Origin of the sequence: Shewanella sp. POL2 (assembly GCF_000282755.1) — a bacterium.
Classification (GTDB): Bacteria; Pseudomonadota; Gammaproteobacteria; order Enterobacterales; family Shewanellaceae; genus Shewanella; species Shewanella xiamenensis.
Map to the genome: position 1 here is coordinate 24,787 of NZ_AKZL01000004.1, position 22,516 is coordinate 47,302.

The window sequence follows — 22,516 nt, forward strand, 5'->3', positions numbered from 1 at the left end:
TTGTTAGGCGTGTTGATGTTTAAGGATTATTTGGGCGAATTTAATGGCATTTGTGTAAGGTAAAGTCCGTAGATGCAGTGCTTTTGCATAAAAGGGCGCTAAGATAAATAAATGCTGCCTAAATGGGTTTTATGGCAAGCATTTACGCTTACTCAGTCTTAAGAACCGTTCGTTATTTGAATAAAAGAATGACACTTCATTCCTTATTTCGGCGAGCGCTAGCTTGGTAGAAGGAGCCAAATTTAATTTCATAAATGTCAGCAGGCAGTCGTAATGTGAACACATTTTTAAGCATTATGGGTTTTAGTCCGCATTTAATTGGTTTTGTGCAAGTCATAATCTTGTTAAATAAAATTGCGAGACCTAGGTCGATAAATTGTGAACTTAGGCTTTAAATCATCCAAAGGTAGTACTTGATTGCAAAGGGATTTTTATGGCAAGAGCACTGCCGAGTGACTTTGCTCGTTATACATCAGGTTTAACTCATTGGCGCCGAGTGATTTTTAAACGGTTATTTGGGTTTCTTGCGATCCTGTGTGTGCCTGTGTATTTCACCAGTGTTTATCTTTGTATTGCTGCCGATTTATGGGGCATGGCGATTTTTGATACCTTTGCATATTTCTTATTAGTCTTATTGCTTTTTTATCCTCATTTTTCTGATCGGCTTAGATTTAGTTTAGGATGTTTGCTTGCCTATGCCATTGGTGTTGGATTTCTTATTGCGATAGGGCCGTCAGGCGCTGGATTTTTCTGGCTATTTATTTTCCCTCCGCTGAGTAACATTTTTTTAGGCACTAAGGCGAGCATATACGCCCAAGTTTTAAATGGTGTGAGCTTAATTTTGATTGGGGTGGCGTATCATTATCAGTGGCTGATTTGGCCCGTTACTCAAGGATATAGCACTGGCATTTGGGTTGTTGTTTCAATCAATTTCCTCGTAACCAATGCGATGGTAACCCTGACTATTGCTTATCTCTTAGGCAAGTTAACCTCCTCCCTCGATTCTACTCTGGCTTCTCGGCAAGCGACTGTACTGGGTTTAGCTAAGCTTGCTGAATATCGAGATAATGAAACCGGAGCGCATTTGTTGAGAATGCGGCAATACTCAAAAATGCTCGCTACCCAGCGAATGTTGGCTGACAATTCGCCTCCAGAATTAGATGAAGACTTTATCCAAGATATTAGCTTATCGGCAATTTTGCATGACATAGGCAAAGTTGGCATTGCCGATGCGATTTTGCTAAAACCAGGCCGGTTAACTCCAGATGAGTTTGAACAAATTAAGGCGCATCCCGTTATTGGGGGGCAGGTTCTGGCCAGTTTGTTAGAGTATGCTCCCCAATGCACCTTTATCAAAATGGGTAGAGATATTGCCTCTGGACACCACGAAAAATGGGATGGTAGTGGTTATCCACTTGGATTAAAAGAAGAAAATATTCCCTTATCCGCAAGAATTGTCGCTCTAGTCGATGTTTATGATGCGTTAACATCGCCACGCTGCTATAAGCGTCCTTTTACTCATGAAGATGCCAAAGCCATGATTCTTGAGGGCCGAGCCAAACATTTTGATCCTGTGTTAGTCGATTGTTTTATGCAAATTCATACCGAGTTTGAGGTGCTTTCAAAAGCTTCGTTGCTGGATGATCCCCAGTCGACTGTAGCGCAGCCTAAGATGGTGTGATTTTATTAGGCGAAAACAATAAGCCCAAGACAATCGTCTTGGGCTTATTTAATGAGATTTACCTGTGGGGGTTAGATAGCTTGTGTTGCTTTTGTCAGCCACTCAAGCTCACTGCCTGACATTAATGGCGATAAAGTATTAAACACTTTCTGATGGTAAGCATTAAACCAGTCAATTTCGCCTTGGGTTAACAGGCTCTTATCGATAAGGCGGGCATCCATGGGGATCAGCGTTAGGGCATCGAATTCATACATTTCACGCTCGGCACCCTTTAAGGCTTCGCAATGCTGCACTACCACTAGGTTTTCGAGGCGAATGCCAAAACTGTCGGCGCGGTAATAACCTGGCTCATTTGATAACACCATGCCAGGCATTAAGGCGATAGCATTAAGATTTTTACCGATGCGCTGTGGGCCTTCATGCACACTCAGGAAATGACCGACGCCATGGCCTGTGCCGTGGTCGTAATCAAAGCCATGTTGCCACAGATATTGGCGGGCAAAAGCATCGAGTTGTTGGCCTGTCGTGCCTTTAGGGTAGCGGGCTTGATCTAAGGCGATATGGCCTTTAAGTACCAGTGTCACCATCTTTTTCTGTTCATCACTTACTTCGCCAATGGCGATGGTGCGGGTGACGTCCGTGGTGCCGTCCAGATATTGAGCGCCAGAATCCACTAAGTAGATGCTGTTCATCGTCATCATCGCAGGCGTGCCATTGTTATGGTTATAGTGACACATGGCCGCATTGGCACCAGCGGCGGAGATAGTGTCGAAGCTTGGCTCGCGATACTTGGGATCTTCGAGGCGGAAACTCTCTAACTTGTCGGCAAGAGTGGCTTCATCGTGCAGACGATTAGCCGCGACTTCGGCATCGAGCCATGCAAGAAAACGACTGACAGCGACACCATCACGGATATGGCTGGCGCGCATGCCCGCTAATTCGGCGGCATTTTTTTGGGCTTTAGGCAGAGAGACTGGGTCGATACCGGCAATCAATTTGGCGCCAGCATCGCGGGCAAGATTTTGCGCCCAAGCGTTAGCAGAGTTGGGATCGGCCAGCAGTTTCACGCCCTGCAAACTTGCCAAGGTATCGGCAAGGGCGGCTTCACTGTTAAAGCTCACACCCGCTCCAACGTGTTCCTCAATGCCTTCGGGGAGTTTGCTCAAATCGGTAAACAGCTGCATATCACCATTGGCGTGAAGTAGCGCGCAGCCGAGCACTACAGGCAGACGCGGCACGTCGTTGCCACGGATATTGAGCAGCCAGCAGAAAGAATCCAAAGCAGCGATCAGCGCGACATCGGCGCCGGCTTTTTTGACTAGTGCGCCAATCTCGGTCCGTTTTTGCAGGCTGGTCTTACCCGCACTTTCATTACTAAATAAGGTGACAGCTGCGCTCGACGGTGCAGGTCGATTTTGCCAGTGCTTATCAATCGGATTCTGTTCGACTGCCACCAGTTCGATTTGGGCTTTCGCTAACGTCGCTTTGGCGTTTTCAAACCAGGCTAAGGTGTGTAAACGGGCATCAAATCCGACACGTGAATCTGCGGGTAACGTGTCGCATAACCATTCGATTTGCGGAGTGTCTGTCAGGCTTTCATAGCTAAAGAGGTTTGCATCGACCTGTAAACGCACTTGTACCGTATAACGACCATCGGTAAAAATGGCGGCTTTGTCTTTTAGGACAATGGCCATGCCGGCTGAACCGGTAAAATCCGTCGCCCAATAAAGACGCTCGTTGTGCTCTGGCACATATTCGCCTAAATACTCATCGGCGCGCGGAATAATAAAGGCGTCTAAGTTGGCGTTTGCTAGCTCGCTACGAATGGCGGTAAGACGGTTGGCAATCTTATTTGATTGCAATGGTTGTGACGACGAAGGTAACGACATAGGGGCTCCAAATTGATGGCATGGGCTACAAAGGTAGGCTGCCAAATTATCATGGGTAATGCTGGCGAAAAGGATGCAAATTGACAGCGATTATCGCAAGCTCAGCAACGAAGTTGCAAGGTATGGAATAAAGGATTTTGTATACAATTTTGTTTTTTAGGCATCACTTAGCGGTAACAAGGGGTGTGATCTTAGGCGAATTCTCAAATTGAATTGTTATCTTAATCACTCTGGAATCATGACTAATTCTTACAAATTAGCTACTTAAGTTTTATTCAATCGCTAATATTGACCCATTATGCTAACATTCGCCATCTCCGCTCGGGGTCAGAGGGGAGCACATGTATCAGTGGAGTTGGCGATGCAAACATTAACAATAGACGTGGGCGGTAGCAAAGCCCTGTTCGAACTTCAACTCAAGGGGCATACAGAACAATATAAAATCCCCACGGGTGAAGGCTTTAAAATTGAAGACTTAAATAATCAAATCGCGGCGTTGGAACGGGATTATGATTTACAGCATTACCATTTAGCGATCGCTGTACCAGGGCTTGTACAACAGAATCGTTTGGTATCTTGTAAATCCTTGCCCGGTTTAAATGGGTTGAGTTTTGATACCTTGAAAACCCAAGGTCAGCTTAAGTTTATCTGCAATGATATCGATGCGGGCATGCAGGCAACCTGTGATGAAAAATATGCCTGTGAGTTGTTAGTCATGTGTGGCACCGGTATCGGTATGTCGATTGCCTTTAACGGCAAAGCGTACACCGGTGCAACTGGCGTCGCTGGTGAGTTAGGGCATTGCCGAGTGATGACAGAGTCGGGGGAGTTCACTTTAGAGCAGCTTGCCAGTGGTGATTCTATCCGTAGTCGTAAGATTTCTACTGCTGATGATGTATACCGTGCAGGTACTTATCTTGGTATGGGACTCGCGTGGGCGGTAAATCTCTTTAATCCTAATCGGATCTGGTTAGCGGGCGGCATGATGAACAGCGCACCTTACTATAAAGGATGTCTGGATAGTTTAAGACGCATGGCCTTGAGTGCGCCATTAGCCGAAATGAAGATTAATCGTGTAGATGATATGGAAACCTTAGTTTGCCGTGGTTTATCAGTGATCTTGGCTAGGGATTACTCGAAGGACGCCGCCTAACGGCTTTTGATTGAGATGCGAATTGGTCAAGATTGAGGCGTGATAAGTTCGTTCAGGCGATTAATCTTGGCTTACTGACGCTGATATTGATTCAGATATTGGTTCAGATTAGGTCGAGAACAACAGCATGCGGCCATCGGATTTGTGTGTTTGCAGTGCACTCTGCATATCACCTTGTTCGATGACCGCATTTTTGTTTACACGAGTTATCGAACAGCGCCCTGCATAACCTCTTTCTTAAGAATTTCGATTTTTGTGTTGTTTTTGCTGTTGATTACTCGAGGCGATGATTCGACTCAATTGCATAATCAATCCCTTTAAATACAATTAATTGCTAATTTTTTTCACTCAAAAGTTCTTCCTATCTTTAAATCTAAGTCTGCATGAATAATCGGTACAACGGCCTGTTTGTTAATATTTAGTTGCAATTTAACGCTATCTCGGCATATGCTAATTAATGTAATGACAACGTTGTCATTTGTGTGAAAGGCAAACCAATCGAAAGATTGGGACGCAAAGCCTCCGGTCTAAGGGTTGTTAGTACCTATGATAGCGGGGATACCGCAGGTTGTTTCTTCATGCTGCCGTTGTAGGCACATGGTTTTAAGAGTGTTGTTTCCTGTCTACGCTTTGTTTGCCTTATTGATGCATAACTTACTCAATAGGGAAATCTCATGTTTAAGACTCAAATCTCCACTTCGGCGATGCTAGTGGCCTCGGTGCTGGCATCCGCGGCCAGTTTCCAAGCCTTTGCAGCGCTCCCCGGTAAACCGACCTTAGGTTGGGGGGAAACCAAGTTTGCCATTATCGAGGTGAATCAAGCCGCCTCAGCCTATAACCAATTAGTGACGGTTAAAGATGCCGCCGATGTGTCGGTAAGTTGGAATCTGTGGAATGGCAATGTAGGTGATAAAGCTCAGGTTTTACTCAATGGCAGCCCTGTGTGGGAAGGGCCATCAGGTGTTTCTGGAACCGCAAATTTTAAGGTGAGTAAAGGTGGTCGTTATCAGATGCAAGTGCAACTGTGTAACAGTGACGGTTGTACAAAAAGCGATGCTAAAGAAATCCTCGTTGCTGATACTGATGGCAGCCATCTAGTCCCACTGAATGCGCCTTTAAAGGAAAACAATCGTCCCTACGCGAATAAATCGGGCAAAGTGGTCGGGGGGTATTTCGTAGAGTGGGGCGTTTATGAGCGGAAATTCCCTGTCGATAAGATCCCCGCGCAAAACTTAACCCATATTTTATATGGCTTTACCCCGATTTGTGGTGGCAATGGTATCAATGATAGTTTAAAAGAAATTGAGGGTAGCTTTGAGGCATTACAGCGTGCCTGTGCTGGCCGTGCTGATTTTAAAGTGGCGATTCACGACCCTTGGGCGGCGGTGCAAATGCCGCAGGCGGGTGTGAGTGATTACTCCGATCCCTACAAAGGCAACTTCGGCCAATTGATGGCATTAAAGCAAGCCTATCCCGATTTGAAGATCCTCCCGTCCGTTGGTGGCTGGACGCTCTCTGATCCCTTCTACTTTTTAGGGGATAAAACCAAGCGCGATACCTTTGTGGCTTCGGTGAAAGAGTTTTTACATACTTGGAAGTTCTTTGATGGTGTGGATATTGATTGGGAATTCCCCGGCGGCAGCGGCGCAAATCCAAGCTTAGGTAACGCCAATGATGGTCAAACCTATGTCATTTTAATGCGCGAATTAAGGGCAATGCTCGATGAGTTGAGTGCTGAAACCGGACGCACCTATGAACTTACCTCTGCTATCAGTGCGGGCGATGACAAGATTGCGAAAGTTGATTATCAGGCTGCACAGCAGTATATGGATTATATCTTCCTGATGAGTTATGACTTTAACGGTGGCTGGACTAATACTGAACTCGGCCATCAAACCAATCTCTACGAGGCAAGCTGGGATCCAAATACTCGCTATACCACAGATAATGGTGTTAAAGCATTGCTCTCGCAAGGTGTCACGCCAGGTAAGATTGTGGTTGGTGCGGCCATGTATGGTAGAGGCTGGACTGGCGTGAGTGGCTATAGTGGTAACAATCCATTCACTGGCACGGCGACGGGTAAAGTCAAAGGCACTTGGGAAGCCGGAGTGGTTGATTATCGCCAAATTGCCAAGGATTACATGGGGGCTGGTTGGAGTTATGCCTATGACGAAACCGCAGAAGCGCCTTCTGTCTTTAATGCATCTACAGGTGACTTAATCACTTTCGACGATGCGCGTTCGGTGAAAGCCAAAGGTCAGTATGTGCTGGCAAATCAGTTAGGTGGGGTGTTTGCGTGGGAATTGGATGCCGATAATGGCGATATTCTCAATGCCATGCACGAAGGTTTAGGCCATGGCGAGGGAACCACTCCGCCAGCGAATAGATCACCTATCGCAAATGCGGGCGCAGATGTGGCTGTCACAGGCGCAGTGGATGTACAACTTAACGGCAGTGGTTCGCGTGACCCTGAAAACGCAGTTTTAGGTTATCAATGGACACAGGTTTCAGGCCCAAGTTTAGTGATTAGCAACGCAGATTTAGCGAATGCCTCGGTGCTGTTGTCAGCGACGCAGTCCGATGTCGTGTATGTGTTTAGCTTGCAAGTGACTGACCCTGAAGGTTTATCCTCAACGGATACTGTGACCATTACCCATAAGGCAGATACACCTAATCAAGCGCCTGTGGTGAATGTGCCTGCGAGCGTGACAGTTGAAGCAGGGCAATCGGTGAGTATCAATGCGACTGCGACCGACGCAGATGGCGATAGCCTCACCTACGCATGGACAGTGCCAAGCAGCCTTGCGGCGAGCGGACAAAACAGTGCCACCCTTGTGATCACGGCGCCGAGTGTTTCTCAATCGACTCAGTATAGTGTGAGTGTATTAGTTTCTGATGGTGCGTTAGATACCAGTGCTACCTTGACCTTAACTGTAACGCCTAAGGTGACGGGGGGGCAATGTGATGCTACCGACCCCAACGCGGCAAATTATCCCGTTTGGAATGCGACCAGTATTTACAACACGGGCAATACCGTTAGTCATAATCAATTGGTGTGGAAGGCCAAATACTGGACTCAAGGCAATACGCCCTCAAGAACCGCCGATCAATGGCAATTGTTGAGTCAGGTTGAGTTAGGTTGGGATGCGGGCGTAGCCTACAACGGCGGCGCGACCACTAACTATAAAGGTCGCAAGTGGCAGGCAAAATGGTGGACTAAGGGAGATGTGCCCGGTGTCGCGTCCGTTTGGACTGATATAGGTGCAGCAGCGTGCCCGTAAGGGATATTAATAACGCTTAAATAAAACAAAGCCCTGCAATGCAGGGCTTTGTTTTTAATATGGAAACTAATTTATCTTCAACAGTTCAACATCAAAAATCAGTACCGAACCACCACCAATTTTGCCTGTGCTACGATTGCCGTAGGCAAGCTCACTTGGAATAAAGAAGCGATACTTATCGCCTTCAACCATCAGTTGCACGCCTTCGGTCCAACCTTTAATCACCCGATCCAACGGGAAGGCAATGGGCTCACCGCGCTCGACCGAGCTATCAAATACGGTACCGTCGATCAAAGTGCCGTGGTAATGCACAGTCACTGTATCACTCGCCTTAGGATGAACAGTGCCTGAGCCTTGATTTAACACTTTATATTGCAAACCTGAAGCTGTGGTAACCACATCTTCTTTGGTTTTGTTTTGCGCTAAAAATTCATTACCTAAACGGATATTTTCCTGCGCTGCTTTTTGGTTGTTCATCGAGGTAAAGAAGTAAAAAATCACCCCAGCAATCACAACAACGGCAAGTAACATTTTCATTTTAAAGAGTACCTCAGTCAATTTTGGTCATGTTATCAGTTTTTTAGCGTGTGAGGCTAGCGATGATCTCGTTCGCAGCAGTGGATGCTTCGCGTTACATTTTATCACGCTTTAAAAGTACCCAAAGGCTTTATCCCGCTTTAGATATCGCTTAATCTGTGGCATTAGACGCTGCAAAAACTCAATAAAAACAGATAAAAAGAATAAACAAGGACAGTCCTATGTTAACCAAAGCGGCAAAACCGCTGGTCAAGCTGGTCGACCGTTATTTACCCGATCCCTATATTTTTGTCTTACTCCTCACGTTGGTCGTGATGATATCGGCCGTGGTGGCCGAGCAAAAAACACCCATGGACGTCATCAGCTACTGGGGCGATGGTTTTTGGGCACTGCTGAGTTTTTCGATGCAGATGCTGTTAGTGCTGGTGGCTGGATTTATGCTTGCCAGCTCACCACCGATAAAAAAATTGCTCGATGCCATCGCCGGCTTGGCTAAGTCTGCGCCGCAGGCGATTATCTTAGTGACGCTGGTTTCTCTGGCTGCCAGTTGGATTAACTGGGGTTTTGGTTTGGTAGTCGGCGCGTTATTTGCCAAGGCGTTGGCCCGTAAGGTACGAGTGGATTACCGTTTATTGGTTGCTAGTGCTTACTCTGGTTTTGTGGTTTGGCACGGCGGCTTGGCGGGGTCTATTCCGTTAACCATAGCAACAGCAGGGCATTTCTCAGAATCACAAATTGGCATTATCCCTACCAGTGAGACCATTTTTGCCAGTTTTAACTTGCTGTTAGTGTTGGTTTTATTTGTGGTGATGCCACTGGTAAACCGTTTTATGTTGCCAGAAGAAAAAGACAGCATTTATATCGACCCTAAGGCGCTTGAAGATGTTAGCAGTGAAGAGAGCAACACAGCGCATGCGTCAAACGCTATCACTCGTCCCGCAGATACATTAGAAAATAGCCGTTTACTGGGCTGGAGTGTGGGCGGCGCAGGGCTGGTGTATTTAGGCTATTACTTTGCAGTGCAGGGCGGCAGCTTAAACCTTAATTTAGTTAACTTTTTATTTTTGTTCCTTGCCATAGTGTTGCATCAAACGCCACGCAGTTTATTGCTGAGTCTTAACGAAGCGATTAAAGGCGGCGCGGGCATTGTGATTCAATTCCCCTTCTACGCAGGCATTATGGCGGTGATGATGCAATCGGGTTTAGCCCAAAGTATCTCCGAAGGATTTGTAGCCATTGCCAGCGCTGAAAGCCTGCCATTTTGGAGCTTTATCAGCGCAGGCATTGTGAACATTTTTGTGCCTTCGGGGGGCGGACAATGGGCGGTGCAGGCGCCGATTATGTTGCCAGCCGCCGAAGCCTTGGGCGCCGATGTGGCACGTGTTGCTATGGCGGTGGCTTGGGGTGATGCGTGGACCAATCTTATTCAGCCTTTCTGGGCTCTGCCTGTGCTGGCCATCGCCGGATTAAAGGCGCGGGATATCATGGGATTCTGTTTAATGCAGTTGATTATCACAGGAGTCATTATCAGTATCGCCCTAAGCTGGTTTTAAGTACTGATATAGCTATAAATTTCCCCGTTAAAAGAATTAACGGTTAACGGGGCTAATTTTTTCATTGCGACTTCCGTATTGTGTTAATTCCAAATGTGGCCGACATTTTGTTATGTATGAGCCTTGAATTAGCGTCCCTAAGGGCTCTACAACTTGTAGGCATGCTGACATTCGTATCTTCAGATTGATTGGGGATTCAGGTTGATTGGAGATGCGCGCTTTAAATCAATCTATCCATCACTCCGGTTTGGAGCCCATAACCCAGCAAGGCCAAGTTGGTTACTACCGTTAGCCAAAACAGTTTACGAAAGGCCGTTTTTACTGATTTATGGCGTAGAAGGTGCTGGGCAAACAGTGCGCCGGGCCAGCCGCCCATCAGCGACATCAGGTGCAAAGTACTTTCTTTGGTGCGCCATTTACCTCTTTTAGCGGCTGATTTATCAACGGTGTAGGTGATAAAAGTGCATACACTCAGCGCCAGATATAAACCAGCAATCGCGACTGGCAGCATATGCCACCAAGCCGCACTAATTAGCATGGCGAGAAAGGCCAGTGCTAATAACAATGGCATCGAACTCGCCTTGCTGTGAATCACTCTCGGCTTTGAGGCGCGGGGCGAGCGGGTGTGAGTCGTTTTTTTGTTGTTCATTTGTTCTGGTGCTAGGGACGAATGGATTTAAAGGCGAGGTGGCGCCAGAGTTTTTCGAGCGGCCCTTGCTTAAAGTAGCGTAAATATACACTCGCAAGCAGCAATTGCAGTAGCGAATAACCCAAGGCTATTGCCATATAACCGCCTCTATTGAGGGTTAACAGTAACTCAGGGGCAAAGTGGCGAAAGATAAACACGCCAACGATAGATTGCAGAATATAAAGGCTAAAGGCGAGTTTGCCGACATTTTGCAGTGGCTTTAGCACGGTCGAGCGGTTTTGGCAGATATAAACCATTATATGGATATAAATCAGCGCCATCGGGATAGCACTCAGCATAACTAGAATGTCTGAAAACATCACCAGTATGGGGTTTTCGGTTAAGCCTAATAGGGTATCCATGGAGGATAACACTAAGGTGGCTAAAGCGAGTTTGAGTAAGGTGTTACGGTCAAAACCCTGTTCAAAGATGCCCTGTTGATAGAGTGCCATCCCCTGCAACATTAAGCCTACCGTAAACCACATTAAGGTAAAAGGGATCACGAGCGCCATATAGCCAACTTGAATTAAATGCAGCAGCAGTTGGTTGGGGTAACTCGATGTCCAAGCGCTGTATTGCTCGGCAAAAAGCACTGATTCGCGGGTAAACAGTTCGTCACTGCCGCTAAGCGCTATTAAGCTGATCATCACTAAGGCAATGAAAATAAAAATATTGGCCTTACGTTTTAACTCGTCGATGCTGGCATCTCGGTAACAAAGTGCTAAAAAACCGCTGATCCCATAGGTCAGTAAAATATCACCGGGCCAGATAATAATGCCGTGGAGCAGGCCAAAGACAATTAACCATTTCAAGCGTGAGCTTAGCAGCGAATAAGCGGCCAAGCCCTTGTTGCTAAATCGCTGAAATTGAATATAAAGCCCAACACCAAAAAGGATAGAAAATAGGCTGATAAAGCGCCCTTCAATAAAGAAATTGCTAATGCTTTGGAGGATTTGGTCTGAAAGTAAGGGGATTTGATGGGGCGCATAGCCATAAAAACTTATCCCCATAAAATAGATATTCATAAAAAATATCCCCAAGACGGCTAAGCCCCGAATCGCATCGAGGTTGGCATTGCGAGTACTTGGGATCGAGTGATCGTGAGTGTGATTCGCCTTTGAGGGATTTGCCCAAGGATCTTTAGCAGCTTGAGTGATAGGTTTGATAGTAGGCATCCTTTCTCTACACGAAATGGGGTAAACCGAGTCGGAGCCCAGCTCCGTTCAATTTTATGGTACGAGGCCTTCGCCGAACTGGTGCTTAAGGTATATCACTGCTGAGCCATTCGATAAGTGCTACAAACAGCGTTGCTATTCACCAATATCTTCGTTCCATAGCTGTGGCTTGGCGGCGATAAAATCGCGCATCAGTTGTTTACACTCGGGATTGTCCACCACTGTCACGTCGACTCCGCGGGACTGAACATAGGCTTCCGGCCCTTGAAAAGCGACATTTTCACCGACCACTACCTTAGGGATGCCGTAGAGTAAAATTGCGCCACTGCACATATCGCAGGGGGAGAGGGTTGAATAGAGCGTGGCCTTTTGATAATCGGCGGCGGTCAATCTGCCAGCGTTTTCGAGGCAATCCATCTCAGCGTGTAACACGGCGCTGCCTTGCTGCACGCGTTTATTATGCCCGCGGGCGACAATTTTACCGTCAATCACTAATACTGAGCCAATGGGGATACCGCCTTCGGCTAATCCTTGTTTGGCTTCATCAATGGCGGCCTGTAAAAATTCATCCATGTTGTCCCCCTGTTAGATTGTTTTGCTTAGCATAGCAGTCCGTAAGGTTTGGGCAAGACAACTTAACTTGTTATCTTGCTTGACGATTAACCTTGGCTCGGTGGCGTTAACTTATTTTTGCGGCTTTTCTGAAATCCATAATTTGATATGTCCCTTCACGACCACGACTCCTTGAGTGTCGTAGGCGGTTACAGGCACCAGCATATCGCCGGGGGCCCATTGCTCTGGCGTGACTTCAGCTACACACAAAATATCGCTGCCCGCTTTGGCGGTGTAATCCACACTCATGCCCTTAGGGATCCAGCGTAAATGGGCGGGTATCGAGGCTTCGGCCATCACGCCCATTGCCATTTCTAGGCCATTACAAATCGCAATCACGTGCACCGTTTTTATATGGTTATGAACAGCATGACGTTTTTTTATAAAACATGAACAGTAGTTAAGGCGCAATTCAGTGATCAGTGGTTTGATGGTGCCAAAATAAGGCGCCATACGTGACACCATCATTGAGAAGATTTTTTGGCCAAAGGGTAACCCTTGGGTCTTGTGGTAAAGCGCAAGCACCTTGTTCGGTTTGGTACGGGTTTCTTCGTGAGTACTCATGTTTATCCTTCATTGGAGTGCAAACTAAGGGGGATAATCTTTGGCCAATGATGATGTGAGGTCTTAGTGGCGCGGTTATCTTTTTCTGGTCGGATGAGTGTAACATTGAGGTAACAATAATTGCCAGTCGGCTGAATTAAGTAAACTTCATTTCGCTGTTTTTAGGCTAACACCGTATAATCACGACAAATTTGTCATCAATGACACCACATATTGATTTAGCAACAAGGACTTACATTGAAATATTTGCTGACCTATTTTAAGGGCATGGCCATGGGCGCCGCCGATGTGGTGCCAGGGGTTTCGGGCGGCACCATCGCCTTCATTACTGGCATTCTTGATACCTTGCTTGAAAGCGTTAAGCGCATCAATCCATCCCTTTGGGGTGTGATTAAGTCGCAGGGGCTAAAAGGCGCTTTTATACATATCAATGGCGGATTTTTAGTGAGTTTATTGGCGGGGATCCTGACCAGTATTTTTAGCTTCGCTAAGCTGATTTCGTGGTTGCTGGTGGCGCATCCCATTCCGATTTGGTCATTCTTCTTTGGCTTAATCATTATTTCTGTGGTGCATATGCTCAAGCAGGTGAGCGGCTTTACGCTGGCACGCTTAGGTTTATTCGTGCTCGGCGTGTTAGCTGCTTGGGCAATTACTGTGCTTAATCCTGTGTCGGTGGAAGCCAGTTACTTAAATATCTTCTTTGGCGGTGCGATTGCGATTTGTGCCATGGTGTTACCCGGGATTTCGGGCAGTTTTATCTTATTATTGCTTGGTTTATATCCTGTAGTACTCGCAGCGGCGAAAAATATTCAACTCGATATTTTGGCGTGTTTTGCTGTGGGGGCCGTAATGGGGTTACTGACATTTAGCCATTTATTGTCGGCGCTGCTACGTAAATACCATGATGCCACTATCGTGTTTTTAACCGGATTGATGCTTGGTACCTTAGGCAAAATTTGGCCTTGGAAACAAACTTTAACCTGGCAGACCAACTCCCATGGCGAGCAAGTGCCTTTGCTGGAACAAAATATTTCGCCACTTAATTTTGAGCAAGTGACTGGCCAGCCCTCACAACTCTTGTTTGCTATTGTGTGCATGTTAGCGGCGATTGCCTTAGTGTGGGGCTTAGAAAAGGTTGGTAAGCGGGATTAGCTAATTCTGTGGATGATGTGAATAAAAGCAGCGAATATCGCTGCTTTTCTGTTTTAAGGTCGATGGAATATCTCGACTTTAGGGCAATGTCATTTTGCTCGTTCTTTAGTTACAATCGCCCCATTATAGTGAGTGCTCAGCCATCGATGTTGTGCATCCGTTTAAACTCAGTGAGAGTTTGTCGTTACGATAAGGATATAGTTGTGGAAAAAAAACAGGTTCCCTGGGTTGGTGTGGCGCTAGCAATTTTTGCCTTAGGTCATGTAGTTAACTTACTCATTGATAAACAAGATTCTGAGATATCACCTGAATTAAAGCAGCAAATTTCTGACACGATCTTAGCTCATCGGCCATCAACCGCCGTGAATAATGTTGTCACTTCCACCCCGAACAACCTTGAGCTTGTTGACGATTCGCCCAAAATCCCGATGCCCGCTCAGTTAGCCCAAGTGAGTCAAATCTACAGTAATCTCAGTGCATTTGCGGCGCTCAAGCAAGATGGCACTGTGGTGGCATGGGGCGAGCCTGACTGTGGCGGCGATATCAATAATGCCGCCGAGCCTCTAGTCAATGTAAAACACCTATATGCGGCAGAGGATAGCTGTGGTTTTGCGGCCTTAACCCATGACGGAAAGCTTATTCCTTGGGGAATGGCGATGAAGCAAGTGCTGACAGGTGTTCGTTCTTTTGTGTTGGGAGAGGTGCTGTATGCGGCCATCAAACAAGATGGCAGTGTAGTGAGTTGGTCTAACTTGGATTCAACGCCTGCCGAACGGATCTCGGGGCAATATGCCGCGCCTGCTATGACCAATATTGACACAGTGTTGATTAACAAAGGTGCCTTTGCTGCCTTAAAGCAAGATGGAACTGTAGTCACTTGGGGGGGCGCCGATTATGGCGGCGATAGTCGTCACGTAGCCTCTGAACTTACCCATGTCGATTTGCTCTATGCTAATGATAATGCCTTTACCGCGAGGACAGCGACAGGGAAATTAGTGTCTTGGGGCGGGCCCAGCGATGAGCAAAAAGGCCGTGAGCAATTAGCCAAACTTAGCCAATTAGCGCCTGCTGTGAAAGTTGTTAACACCGATCATGGGTTTGCGGCACTGCTGGCTGATGGCAGCGTATATTCGTGGGGTGAGGGCGAATTGACTGAGTATCATGCCGCGTTTCCAGCGCGTTTATCTACCACAAGTCGCGCTAATAAAGTGATTGATATTTATGCAAATCGTGGTGCGTTTGCCGCTCTAACCATCAGTCGTCAACTGTACGTATGGGGCAGTAAATTCAATGGTGCCGATACGTCAGTCATACAGGAAAAGTTGCAAAACATTGATAAGGTTTATCCCTTTGATGAGGGATTTGTCGCGCTACGTCGGGATAATACAGCCGTTGCTTGGGAAGGTTGGGACTTGGGACAGCATCAACCACGTTATCAAGAAATCCCGCAGGTGGACAAGGTGGTGACCTATGAGCGGGAGTTTGCCTTTTTAAAACAGGATGGCACTGTGGTTGATGGTCACTCTGGACCTAAAACTCAAATCACTCAAGCATCGGATATTTTCCCGACAGGCTTTGGGTTTACGGTTAAACGCCAAGATGGTTCCATTGCTGTATGGATGGGTGAAGAGCCTGCGATGACCTTAGATAAGCAAGCCATTGATTTGAGTCAAATGCGTGAGATTCGAAGCAATTTGTTTGATGCCATTGCGTTAATGGCCGATGGCACGGTACAGGCATGGAATATGATGGGCTTGAGCGGACAAGCCTCGCAATAATGAGCGCAAAATACTAAAACGCAAGGGCTAAGGTTATTAGATCTTAGCCCTTTATTTTAGGCTGAGGCTTTGTCGTTTTCAGCTTGATTGGCTTTGATTTCACGCAAATAGCGGTAAATGGAATGCACTGAAATCCCCAACCGAGTAGCGGCTACTTGGGCGCTGTCTTTGAGTTCAAAAATCCCTAATTCATGGAGTTGATTGACGATTTCGCGACTTTTTTGCGAAGGTGAAATCGCAGCGTTAGCACGAACTTCGTGATTCACACTGTCAATCGCACTATGTAGCGCCTCATCAATATTGCGTGCGAATACTTCGGGTGAATGGGTCTGCTCATTGCTAAACAGTTGTTCTGGCATCATAGAGCGCAGGACTGATTGCAATGGGGCATCCATATCCGTGTTGATACAGAGCAATCCAATCGGTTGATCTTTGCTATTGCGGATAATGGTGGTGGTTGATCTGAGTGTTTTACCGTTGGCACATTTTGTCAGGTAAGCGTTAGAAATATCTTGTCCCGATTTTAGTTTTTGTATCGCAAGATTGGTAATCGGCGCGCCAACTTCTCGCCCGGTTATATGACCATTGGCAATTTTAACCACCGAAGGATGCTTAGCATCTAAGCTGTGCAGCACTACCTCTGTATGCTGGCCATACATGGCGGCAATCCCATCGACGATATTTTCGATCGACTTGAGTATATCCAGATCGCTTTGGGTTAAGTCATGTAATTTCATCATGTTAGCCTTTATTCAGAAGCCTATCAGGAATAACCGTCTTACTCTGACATGATGTTAATAATGGTGACATCCGTTGATGACATACCATTAAGGACCATTCTGCCAATGTTTTTGATGGTCTTCTCAACATCTTTGGCAATGATGCCTTGCCCAGAAACGTTTTGGCTGTTGAGCGCCATTAAGAAGGAGCGCACCGCCGCACTCGATGAGGTACTGACCTTCATAGCGCAGGAGGCTTTCGCACCATCACAGACCATACCCGAGCTGTCGCTGATAACATTTTGAATCGCAAAGCAGGATTGCTCGAAACTGCCGCCTGCTAAATACACCATCGCCATAGAGGCGGCGGCGCTGGTGACCGTATTGCCACAAAATGCCGATAATGGCGGGTAGTGTGACTTAATATAAATCGCCCCTAAGTGGCTCATGATGAGTGCGCGCGCCAGTTTTTCTTCACTGACTTTATAACACTGAGCGGTGATCACTACCGGAATCGTGGCCGCAATCCCTTGGTTACCACTGCCTAAATTGCTCATGGCGGGCAGATTAGCGCCGCCCATACGCGCATCGGAAGCTGCCGCAGTTAGCATCACAATTTTATTGAGTAGGTCTTCGCCAATAATCCCCGCGGCAATACCGTTTTTCATGGTGCGGCCGACTTCTAACCCATAGGGTTTGGACATACCTTCATCGGATAATTTGCTATTTAACTCAGAGGCTTTAAGGATAAATTGGATTTCTTCGAAGGGGACTTCTTGGGCGAAGTGGTAAATCGATTCAATATTGATATCGACGCCGTCGCAGATTGAGCCTGTAGCCTTGGCTTGGGCATTATCGGCGGTAAATACTAACTCACCATTTAGGCGCTTTTCGGCTATTAAAGTATGGCCGCCGCAGATTTTCACCATGGCCTCTTGTTCACCCGCGGTTAATGTCACACAGCAATAGATAAATTCATCGGTCGCGGTACGCTCGACTTTTACTTTACCCGCATCAATAAGGGTTTGTGCTTGCGCCACTTGCTCTGGGGTGACGCTGGCAAGGACTTCTAAGCCCGCATCGGCATTGCCCGCAAGTGCGCCAGTGGCGGCGGCAATTGCAAGACCTATTTTACCTGTTCCAGGCACATAGACACCCATTGAGTTTTTATACAGATTATCAGAGACCTGCACTGCAATTGCGTCTGGATCACCAGTCAACAATGTGCGAGCAACCGCCGCCGCGTAAGCTGCGGCAATCGGCTCTGTGCAGCCTAAAGCAGGTTTAACAACTTGGTTGATGATGTGAATATACTGCTGCCATTGGGGTTTCATCGGGCTACAACCTTACAGATGCTTAATCGTTAACGTGGGCGATGGCTTCGATTTCCACTTTGACACCCAGTGGGAGTTCCTTCACCGCAAAACAGCTGCGCGCTGGGCAGTCGGTTTTAAAATAGGTTTTATAAACTTCGTTAAAAGCGGCAAAATCACTGATTTCGCTTAAGTAACAAGTGGTTTTAAGTACGGTTTCAATGCTGCCACCGCCAGCTTCGAGCACGTATTTTAGATTCTCAAGGCATTGCACCGATTGCTCGCTGATGCCGCCATCAACCACGCCACCTTTGTCTTTGCATACTGGCAGTTGTCCTGAGGTAAAAATAAGGTTGTTATAGCGAGTGCCGTGGGAATAAGGGCCAATGGCCAGAGGCGCGAGTTCTGCGTGAATAATGCTTTTCATGATTGAATCACCAAAGTCTAAATTTGCAACATTATTTGCATTTTTTGGCGATAGAGCAATCGTTATTGCAAATATTTTTGTATCCTTAGAAAGTTTTTGTGTTTTTTATTTAGCTATATCAGATTGTTATGTTTTGTGATGGCTGCTATTGGAAACACTCAACTTGGCTTTGACTCAAATGAATTTGCATTAGATAGCGGTTTTATGACTCGGTAATACCCTTGTTAGCTTTAACTCTGGTTAATAGGGTTAATAGGGTTAATAGGATTAATAGGATTAATAGGATTAAGCCCAAATGAATCCGAGCGAAGATTTTGGCTAGATTCTAAAACTGTTGCCAAATTTAGTTGAATACTACAAGGTGAGTTTACGCGGTAATCGTGAGCTTATTGCAAGTCCATTGAACGTAGTTATCATTGCAATAAGCTGTTTGATATATATTTATCTGAGCTTGGGGTTTTCTGGCAAACGCTTACTCTTACTTTTTGTCATAAGAGCTGCTCGACATTGAAGTAGAATAACTAGGCGTTATTCCTTGTTTCACGATCTTGCCATAACGAACAACATTTAATCTCGAAACATACCATACGCCCGAGAAATGAGCACACCCTCAAAATTTGTTTGAAGGTGTGTGAATCAAGCTAAAGCTTAAACTGCGAAGTCGCATTCTTCAGTTCATCGGCAAAATCGACTAAGCCTTCTGACACATTTCGCACCTGTGACAAAATCTGTAAGGTTTCGTCAAAGGAAGCATTCATACTAACCACATTATTTACAACGAGAGAGGCGACAGAAGCTTGTTCTTCGGTTGCAGAAGCAATATTCGTGTTCATTCCATTAATACTGACGATTTGCTCTTGGATTGATTTTAAGGCGAGGCCAGTATTTTTCGCATTGGTTTCATTTTCTGAGGATTTGGTTAAGGCGGCATTCATGGTATTGACGGAAGAAACCGCGGCGGTTTTAAGATTTTGTAATACTTGACGGATTTCAGTAGTTGCATCGGCGGTTTTAGAGGCTAGGGCGCGCACCTCATCGGCGACGACCGCGAAACCTCGGCCTTGTTCACCCGCACGTGCGGCCTCAATCGCGGCGTTTAGCGCTAACAGATTGGTTTGTTCTGCAATCGAGGTAATCACATTTAAAATCGAGGTGACATTTTCAGTATCTCTAGCTAACTCATTGATAGAATTTGAAGCAACTTGGATTCCTTTGTTGAGATCTTGGGAGATATCTATGGTTCGTTGCACCACATTCATGCCTTGCATGGCTTCTTTTTCGGCAACTTGGGCGGCACTGGCGGCTTGTCGAGCATTTTGCGATATTTCAATCACGGAATGACGCATATCCTCCATTGAAACTTGCACTGTACTCGCATCTTGACTCTGTTGCTGAGTCGCTTTAGTCGCATCTTCCATCCGCTGTTTTAACGAATGTGAACTCTCTAACAGCGGGTCTGTTACGTTCACTACTTGGAGGATGGAATCGGCAAGTAATCTTAGAAAACGATTGAAGTTGCTGGAGACTTGGCCTAACTCATCAGTGCCAGAAACAGTGAGTTGATGATTTAAATCCCCTTTGCCATCAGCGAGTTCTTCAAGCGAGCGGGCAACGCTATGGGCGGCGGAGCTAATCGAGCGAGCAATTGCAATGGTTACAATAAACATCACGATAAGTAATGCAATACCAGAGGACACCGTTAGCCACAAGCTTTGCTCCGATCTGTCTGCGGCTTCTTTGATCGCTTGTTTAAACTCAATGATTTTACTCTGTTTGTAGGCTTGTACCTCATTGAGAACCGCTTCAAAGGCTTGAGACTTTTCTTGGCTGATTTGGCCAATATTTACCATATCGATAGTCCCAGCCAGCATGCCTTTAGCTAGCTTTAGCGTCATGTCATTGTAGCGGGTGAGTTTATTAGATAAGCCGTTTAACTGATTTGCCTGCGAGGGATCAACGCTATCAAGCTGTTGTAGATTCTTACGAACTGACTCGTACATATTTTCCGCGTTGGTCAATAAATCTTCATCTGCAAAGGAAACCGATTGGGTATAAAGTTCATCGAGTCGTTGCACAAAAAATACGTTTTGATTGGCTAACTCTACTCTTTGATAAACTTGTTGCTCCATATAATTAAGCGTTGCGCGATTTTTATTAATTGAAATAACACTAATGCTTAAATTTAATGTGAATATAACGACAGCTAAAATAAAAATTGCGCCAACTTTTTTAAAAATAGAAACGTTGTTAAAAAAATTCATTATCAGCCCCCAAAAGGTGCCGGAGTATACTCCGGCACACCAACTTAAAATTCGGCAACCACTTTGACCGAATCATTGGCCTCACTACTATCAATATAGCCAATAATATTGGGGTTTGAAGAAACAAGTTTAATCATTTCTGCCCCACTAGTGACTTCTTTGGGCGGTGTTCCTTTACCGGTAAATACTTTTTGTGACCAATAGGATTTGAGTTGACTCGATGATTTACCTAAGACTTTTGAGTCAAAGGTTTCCCTTAATGGTACGGCACTGTCCAAATTCACTGGAACAGCGGAGGCACCGTTAGGGAAGGTTTTTGTTTTTCCTAGATAAATGTTTTCTATCGCTTTTTGATCAATAGTATCGCCATTGCTCGGATGAACAATTACCACCACGCCTGCCCAAATGGGCATTGATACTAAGCTAAGTAGGATTGAGCAAAGTAATTTTTTCATGTCTCTCTCCTAAAATACCAAGTCAACGCCGAGGCTGATGGATTGCGAGTCTCCCGCGACCTTCATGCCTGGGCCGCCTTCATCTTTTACATCATCGTATTGAATTTTAAAGGCTGCTGAGGGATGGAAATCCCAGCGAATTCCCGCAGATGTAGTGTGATGAACTTCCCCACCTTCACCATCATCAAAGTCAGAATATGAGACGAAAGGCATAACTGAATTAATGCGGTATCCCAATGTGACCAGATAAGTATCTAGATTACTACCATCGAGATCTAAGCGATTCAGCTCAGATAAAAATAAGAAATTGTTATAGTCAATATTTACAGATAGGCCGTAAAATTTGCCTGTTCTTTGTTTATTGCCGTTCCATTCTTGTTGTACGCCGCCAATATAACGTTCATTGGTATATTGCATATGGGTTAAACGAATATCTAACCAATCACGGTTAAATTGTACTACGATGCCGCCAATATCTTTCCAAACTTCACGGGTGTTCTCTAGGAAGAAGAAATCAGAAAGTAATTTATTGGGGTCACTATCTTCACTTCCGTAATAGACCTGTCCTGACATAGTCCATTCACCCATTAAATAGTTATATAATGCGCTGACACCCGTGTAGTTAAAGACTTGCCATGTGTAGTTATCTGCTGGTGGACGGATCCAAGGATAGGCATATCCCACGTCGAAAAAGTCACTGTAATAATAGAGTGGCAGTCTTTTTTTACCGCCTTGTACCGTCCAGTGTTCATTTAATTCGTAGGATAAATAGGCCCACTCAAAATCGGCTGAAAAGTCATCGGCACCTCGGGAAACCACCTGAGCAGTGGCGGATAATCCTTCAAGTAAATCGGCTGAAAATTGAATACCAAAAAGTGTGTCGGGTTTAAAGCTGATATCTTCATCGTATGCGCCCACGAGTGGATAATCAGCTAGGAAGGTTGGGCCAAGGTCAAACTCTGCAACGCCAGTGCCATCTATTACTCTACCCGCAACCACTGAGGCAAAACCTGAAATATTCACTTCGGCTTGGACACTGGTGGCAAGTAAGAGAGAACAGAGACTGAATAACAGTTTATGTTTCATAGATAAACCTACTTTTGTAAGGTATGTGCATTTTTAAGCCTAGAATGAATGTGGTTTTTTACCATTATTTTTGGAACAATTTTGCAACAATCACGTCTAAGTTTCATTTTCCGGCAGAGCTTCAGGGCTTTTTTACTTTGATTTTGATTTATTTGGTGTTTAGTCATTTTGACCATGCATCAGTTAAGAGGC

Annotated in this window: 18 protein-coding genes and 1 riboswitch; of the genes, 6 read left to right on the plus strand and 12 right to left on the minus strand. The window is 45.8% G+C overall.

Annotated elements, in window-relative coordinates:
- Positions 1 to 433 precede the first annotated feature (433 nt).
- Positions 434 to 1,681, plus strand: coding sequence for an HD domain-containing phosphohydrolase (locus SHEWPOL2_RS01740; RefSeq protein ID WP_037425442.1), 1,248 nt, complete (start codon positions 434 to 436; stop codon positions 1,679 to 1,681).
- A 71-nt stretch (positions 1,682 to 1,752) separates the two neighbouring features.
- Here the strand turns inward: SHEWPOL2_RS01740 and SHEWPOL2_RS01745 are convergent, their stop codons facing one another.
- On the minus strand, positions 1,753 to 3,570 hold the full coding sequence (locus tag SHEWPOL2_RS01745) for an aminopeptidase P family protein (RefSeq protein ID WP_037425445.1): 1,818 nt from the start codon (positions 3,568 to 3,570) through the stop codon (positions 1,753 to 1,755).
- A 361-nt stretch (positions 3,571 to 3,931) separates the two neighbouring features.
- Here SHEWPOL2_RS01745 and SHEWPOL2_RS01750 point away from each other — a divergent pair, with 361 nt between their 5' ends.
- Positions 3,932 to 4,723, plus strand: coding sequence for an ROK family protein (locus SHEWPOL2_RS01750; protein WP_037425448.1), 792 nt, complete (start codon positions 3,932 to 3,934; stop codon positions 4,721 to 4,723).
- A gap of 478 nt (positions 4,724 to 5,201) precedes the next feature.
- Positions 5,202 to 5,289, plus strand: a riboswitch (cyclic di-GMP riboswitch).
- A gap of 108 nt (positions 5,290 to 5,397) precedes the next feature.
- The gene (locus SHEWPOL2_RS01755; protein WP_037425451.1) at positions 5,398 to 8,004 is read left to right on the plus strand and encodes a glycosyl hydrolase family 18 protein; all 2,607 of its coding nucleotides are present in this window, start codon (positions 5,398 to 5,400) and stop codon (positions 8,002 to 8,004) included.
- 66 nt (positions 8,005 to 8,070) lie between these two features.
- On the opposite strand, the gene SHEWPOL2_RS01760 is transcribed toward SHEWPOL2_RS01755, so the two are convergent.
- A complete protein-coding gene (locus tag SHEWPOL2_RS01760; protein ID WP_037425453.1) occupies positions 8,071 to 8,541 on the minus strand; it encodes an FKBP-type peptidyl-prolyl cis-trans isomerase in 471 nt (156 codons plus the stop codon).
- Between the two features lie 221 nt (positions 8,542 to 8,762).
- Between SHEWPOL2_RS01760 and SHEWPOL2_RS01765 the strand changes: the two genes are divergently transcribed.
- A complete protein-coding gene (locus SHEWPOL2_RS01765) occupies positions 8,763 to 10,094 on the plus strand; it encodes a short-chain fatty acid transporter (protein ID WP_037425455.1) in 1,332 nt (443 codons plus the stop codon).
- A 220-nt stretch (positions 10,095 to 10,314) separates the two neighbouring features.
- Here SHEWPOL2_RS01765 and SHEWPOL2_RS01770 read toward each other — a convergent pair whose 3' ends face one another.
- From SHEWPOL2_RS01770 to SHEWPOL2_RS01785, 4 genes are all read right to left on the minus strand, one after another.
- Entirely contained in the window at positions 10,315 to 10,743 is a 429-nt protein-coding gene (locus tag SHEWPOL2_RS01770; protein WP_181382075.1) for a DUF1294 domain-containing protein, read from the minus strand.
- Between the two features lie 11 nt (positions 10,744 to 10,754).
- Positions 10,755 to 11,957 carry a DUF418 domain-containing protein gene (locus SHEWPOL2_RS01775; protein ID WP_037425460.1) on the minus strand — a complete coding sequence of 401 codons (1,203 nt, stop codon included), beginning with the start codon at positions 11,955 to 11,957 and terminating at the stop codon, positions 10,755 to 10,757.
- A gap of 135 nt (positions 11,958 to 12,092) precedes the next feature.
- Positions 12,093 to 12,530 carry a nucleoside deaminase gene (locus SHEWPOL2_RS01780; RefSeq protein ID WP_037425462.1) on the minus strand — a complete coding sequence of 146 codons (438 nt, stop codon included), beginning with the start codon at positions 12,528 to 12,530 and terminating at the stop codon, positions 12,093 to 12,095.
- 111 nt (positions 12,531 to 12,641) lie between these two features.
- Positions 12,642 to 13,133: a hotdog fold domain-containing protein gene (locus SHEWPOL2_RS01785; RefSeq protein ID WP_037425464.1), complete on the minus strand. Its 492-nt coding sequence runs from the start codon at positions 13,131 to 13,133 to the stop codon at positions 12,642 to 12,644.
- 237 nt (positions 13,134 to 13,370) lie between these two features.
- On the opposite strand from SHEWPOL2_RS01785, the gene SHEWPOL2_RS01790 reads away from it, so the two are divergent.
- Both SHEWPOL2_RS01790 and SHEWPOL2_RS01795 read left to right on the plus strand, forming a co-directional pair.
- A complete protein-coding gene (locus tag SHEWPOL2_RS01790) occupies positions 13,371 to 14,285 on the plus strand; it encodes a DUF368 domain-containing protein (protein ID WP_037415751.1) in 915 nt (304 codons plus the stop codon).
- Between the two features lie 203 nt (positions 14,286 to 14,488).
- Positions 14,489 to 16,063, plus strand: coding sequence for a hypothetical protein (locus SHEWPOL2_RS01795; protein ID WP_037425467.1), 1,575 nt, complete (start codon positions 14,489 to 14,491; stop codon positions 16,061 to 16,063).
- Between the two features lie 56 nt (positions 16,064 to 16,119).
- Here SHEWPOL2_RS01795 and SHEWPOL2_RS01800 read toward each other — a convergent pair whose 3' ends face one another.
- The 6 genes from SHEWPOL2_RS01800 to SHEWPOL2_RS01825 all read right to left on the minus strand — a co-directional run bounded on the left by SHEWPOL2_RS01800 (position 16,120) and on the right by SHEWPOL2_RS01825 (position 22,324).
- On the minus strand, positions 16,120 to 16,800 hold the full coding sequence (locus SHEWPOL2_RS01800; RefSeq protein ID WP_037425470.1) for a PAS domain-containing protein: 681 nt from the start codon (positions 16,798 to 16,800) through the stop codon (positions 16,120 to 16,122).
- 41 nt (positions 16,801 to 16,841) lie between these two features.
- Complete coding sequence (locus SHEWPOL2_RS01805; RefSeq protein ID WP_037415760.1) at positions 16,842 to 18,116, minus strand: L-serine ammonia-lyase, iron-sulfur-dependent, subunit alpha; 1,275 nt, start codon at positions 18,114 to 18,116, stop codon at positions 16,842 to 16,844.
- Positions 18,117 to 18,138: 22 nt separating this feature from the next.
- Positions 18,139 to 18,522, minus strand: a complete 384-nt coding sequence (locus SHEWPOL2_RS01810; RefSeq protein ID WP_037425473.1) for a RidA family protein — start codon at positions 18,520 to 18,522, stop codon at positions 18,139 to 18,141.
- Between the two features lie 641 nt (positions 18,523 to 19,163).
- Positions 19,164 to 20,783, minus strand: a complete 1,620-nt coding sequence (locus tag SHEWPOL2_RS01815; RefSeq protein WP_037425476.1) for a HAMP domain-containing methyl-accepting chemotaxis protein — start codon at positions 20,781 to 20,783, stop codon at positions 19,164 to 19,166.
- Between the two features lie 44 nt (positions 20,784 to 20,827).
- Entirely contained in the window at positions 20,828 to 21,238 is a 411-nt protein-coding gene (locus SHEWPOL2_RS01820; RefSeq protein WP_037425478.1) for a phosphate ABC transporter substrate-binding protein, read from the minus strand.
- Positions 21,239 to 21,247: 9 nt separating this feature from the next.
- Entirely contained in the window at positions 21,248 to 22,324 is a 1,077-nt protein-coding gene (locus SHEWPOL2_RS01825) for a hypothetical protein (protein ID WP_037425480.1), read from the minus strand.
- Positions 22,325 to 22,516 lie beyond the last annotated feature (192 nt).

Coding starts and splice junctions, on each gene's coding strand:
- SHEWPOL2_RS01740 (WP_037425442.1), top strand. CDS start 434: ATGGCAAGAGCACTGCCGAGTGACTTTGCTCGTTATACATCAGGTTTA.
- SHEWPOL2_RS01745 (WP_037425445.1), bottom strand. CDS start 3,570: ATGTCGTTACCTTCGTCGTCACAACCATTGCAATCAAATAAGATTGCC.
- SHEWPOL2_RS01750 (WP_037425448.1), top strand. CDS start 3,932: ATGCAAACATTAACAATAGACGTGGGCGGTAGCAAAGCCCTGTTCGAA.
- SHEWPOL2_RS01755 (WP_037425451.1), top strand. CDS start 5,398: ATGTTTAAGACTCAAATCTCCACTTCGGCGATGCTAGTGGCCTCGGTG.
- SHEWPOL2_RS01760 (WP_037425453.1), bottom strand. CDS start 8,541: ATGAAAATGTTACTTGCCGTTGTTGTGATTGCTGGGGTGATTTTTTAC.
- SHEWPOL2_RS01765 (WP_037425455.1), top strand. CDS start 8,763: ATGTTAACCAAAGCGGCAAAACCGCTGGTCAAGCTGGTCGACCGTTAT.
- SHEWPOL2_RS01770 (WP_181382075.1), bottom strand. CDS start 10,743: ATGAACAACAAAAAAACGACTCACACCCGCTCGCCCCGCGCCTCAAAG.
- SHEWPOL2_RS01775 (WP_037425460.1), bottom strand. CDS start 11,957: ATGCCTACTATCAAACCTATCACTCAAGCTGCTAAAGATCCTTGGGCA.
- SHEWPOL2_RS01780 (WP_037425462.1), bottom strand. CDS start 12,530: ATGGATGAATTTTTACAGGCCGCCATTGATGAAGCCAAACAAGGATTA.
- SHEWPOL2_RS01785 (WP_037425464.1), bottom strand. CDS start 13,133: ATGAGTACTCACGAAGAAACCCGTACCAAACCGAACAAGGTGCTTGCG.
- SHEWPOL2_RS01800 (WP_037425470.1), bottom strand. CDS start 16,800: ATGAAATTACATGACTTAACCCAAAGCGATCTGGATATACTCAAGTCG.
- SHEWPOL2_RS01805 (WP_037415760.1), bottom strand. CDS start 18,116: ATGAAACCCCAATGGCAGCAGTATATTCACATCATCAACCAAGTTGTT.
- SHEWPOL2_RS01810 (WP_037425473.1), bottom strand. CDS start 18,522: ATGAAAAGCATTATTCACGCAGAACTCGCGCCTCTGGCCATTGGCCCT.
- SHEWPOL2_RS01815 (WP_037425476.1), bottom strand. CDS start 20,783: ATGAATTTTTTTAACAACGTTTCTATTTTTAAAAAAGTTGGCGCAATT.
- SHEWPOL2_RS01820 (WP_037425478.1), bottom strand. CDS start 21,238: ATGAAAAAATTACTTTGCTCAATCCTACTTAGCTTAGTATCAATGCCC.
- SHEWPOL2_RS01825 (WP_037425480.1), bottom strand. CDS start 22,324: ATGAAACATAAACTGTTATTCAGTCTCTGTTCTCTCTTACTTGCCACC.